The sequence below is a fragment of the Nonomuraea lactucae genome (genome assembly GCF_003313395.1).
Classification (GTDB): Bacteria; Actinomycetota; Actinomycetes; order Streptosporangiales; family Streptosporangiaceae; genus Nonomuraea; species Nonomuraea lactucae.
Genome location: NZ_QNFZ01000587.1, coordinates 1 through 2,020 on the forward strand (window position 1 = coordinate 1; position 2,020 = coordinate 2,020).

At 74.2% G+C, this 2,020-nt stretch carries 2 protein-coding genes; both read left to right on the forward strand.

Going from position 1 to position 2,020, the window contains the following annotated elements:
- Nucleotides 1–219: 219 nt before the first annotated feature.
- Entirely contained in the window at nucleotides 220–1,095 is an 876-nt protein-coding gene (locus tag DQW85_RS23890) for a MurR/RpiR family transcriptional regulator (RefSeq protein WP_113702297.1), read from the forward strand.
- The gene (locus DQW85_RS23895) at nucleotides 1,096–1,830 is read left to right on the forward strand and encodes a sugar isomerase domain-containing protein (protein WP_113702298.1); all 735 of its coding nucleotides are present in this window, start codon (nucleotides 1,096–1,098) and stop codon (nucleotides 1,828–1,830) included.
- Nucleotides 1,831–2,020 lie beyond the last annotated feature (190 nt).

The following is a 2,020-nucleotide window of genomic DNA, read 5'->3' on the forward strand; positions in this document are numbered from 1 at the left end:
CCGCCACCGCCCTGGCCAGGCCGTGGGCGCTCGGGTTGCCCGCTCCGGCGCGGGCGTAGCCGGCGCGCGTGCCGTCGAGGGCGTGCACCGCGACCCGCGTGGCAGTGGCGCCGGCGTCCACCCCGATCACGTACGACTGATTCACGGCACCGATTCTGGGTCTTGACGCGGCGGGGAAGCAAGAATAATTTTCGCGAGAAAGCCGGGGATTCGGAAGGAATGTTCGTGACGCCAGGAGCCCTCGGGCGCATCCGCACAGAGCTGCCCGGCCTGCCGGAGGCGCTGCGCCGCGTCGGCGAGGTGATCCTCGACGACCCCGCCGAGGCCGCCCGGTCCACGATCATCGCGCTCGCCGAGCGTTCGGGCAGCTCGCCCGCGACCGTGACGAGGTTCTGCCGCGCGTTCGGCTTCTCCGGCTACGCCCAGCTGCGGGTGGCGCTCGCCACGGAGACCGGCCGGGCCGCGCAGGCCGGCTGGGGCGCGGGCGTCGGCCACGAGATCGGCCCCGACGACCCGCTCGACTCCGCCATCGAGGTGATGGCCGCGGCCGACGCCCGGCTCATCCAGGACACGGCCGCCCAGCTCGAATCCCGGACCGTCGCCCGAGTGGCCGACGCCGTCGTGGCCGCCTCGCGGGTCCTCCTCGTCGGCGTCTCCACCAGCGGTAACGTGGCAACCATGCTGGAAGGCCGGCTGCGCCGGATCGGCATCCCCGGCTGGAGCGCGGGCGACGCGCACGTCGCGCTGGCCGACGCCGCGCTGCTCGGGCCGGGCGACGTCGCCATCGGCATCAGCCACCGGGGCCGCACCCGCGAGGTCATGGAGGCGCTCGCCGAGGCGGGCAGCCACGGCGCCACCACGGTCGCGGTCACCTCGTTCGCCCGCTCGCCGCTGGCCGAGCTGGCGGACCTCGTGCTGACCACGGCCAGCCGCGAGACCACGTTCCGGCTCGGCGGGCTGGCCGCCGTCCACTCGCAGCTCTTCGTGCTCGACGCCGTCTACGTGGCGGTCGCCCAGCGCACCTACGAGCGCACCAACGAGGCATTCGAGCGGACCATCAGCGCCGTGGAGAGCCACCGGGTGGAGCGAGGCTGAATGACGTACGCGACCAAGGCCCTGGAGCTCGCGCACCACGTCGCCGAGACGCAGGCGGAGCCGGTGCGCCGGGCGGCGGCCCTGGTGGTCACCTCGCTGCGCGCGGGCGGCGTCGTCAACGCGTTCGGCTCCGGGCACTCCGAGGCCATCGCCATGGAGATCGCCGGCCGGGCCGGCGGGCTCGTGCCCAGCAACCGTCTCACCCCCCGCGACCTCGTCCTGTACGGCGGGCGGCCCCCCAACGTACTCACCCCCGAGCTCGAACGCGACCCCGCGGTCGCACACCAGATCTACGCCCTGGCCCCGGTCGAGCCGCAGGACGTGTTCGTGCTCGTCTCCAGCTCGGGCGTGAACGGCGCCGTCGTGGAGCTGGCCACGATCGTCAAGGACCGCGGCCACCCCCTGGTCGCGCTGACCTCGGTGCGCCACAGCAGCCGCATGACCTCGCGCCACCCGTCCGGCCGCAAGCTGCTCGACCTGGCCGACGTCGTGCTCGACAACGGCGCGCCGTACGGCGACTCGATCCTGGACCTGCCCGGCGGCGGCGGTTACGGGGCCGTGTCCACGATCACCTCGGCGCTGCTCGCGCAGATGGTGGTCACCGAGGCCGTGGCCGGGCTGGTGGCGCTCGGCGAGACCCCGCCCGTCTACCTGTCGGTGAACGTGACGGGCGGCGACGAGCACAACAAGGCCCTGGAGAGCCGGTACGCGGGCCGCATCAGACGTGGAGCTTGAACAGTCAGGAGTGGACATCATGCCCGACTTCCCGGGAAGCACCCCGCCCAGCGACGCGGGCCGCGCCCAGCGCGGCAGCCCACACGGCAGCCCACACGGCATCCCACACGGCAGCCCACACGGCATCCCACGCGGCGGCGCGCAGGGCGTCAGCCGGCGTGAGCTCCTGCGCGGCGCCGCGCTGGCGCCC

Coding starts and splice junctions, on each gene's coding strand:
- DQW85_RS23890 (WP_113702297.1), top strand. CDS start 220: ATGTTCGTGACGCCAGGAGCCCTCGGGCGCATCCGCACAGAGCTGCCC.
- DQW85_RS23895 (WP_113702298.1), top strand. CDS start 1,096: ATGACGTACGCGACCAAGGCCCTGGAGCTCGCGCACCACGTCGCCGAG.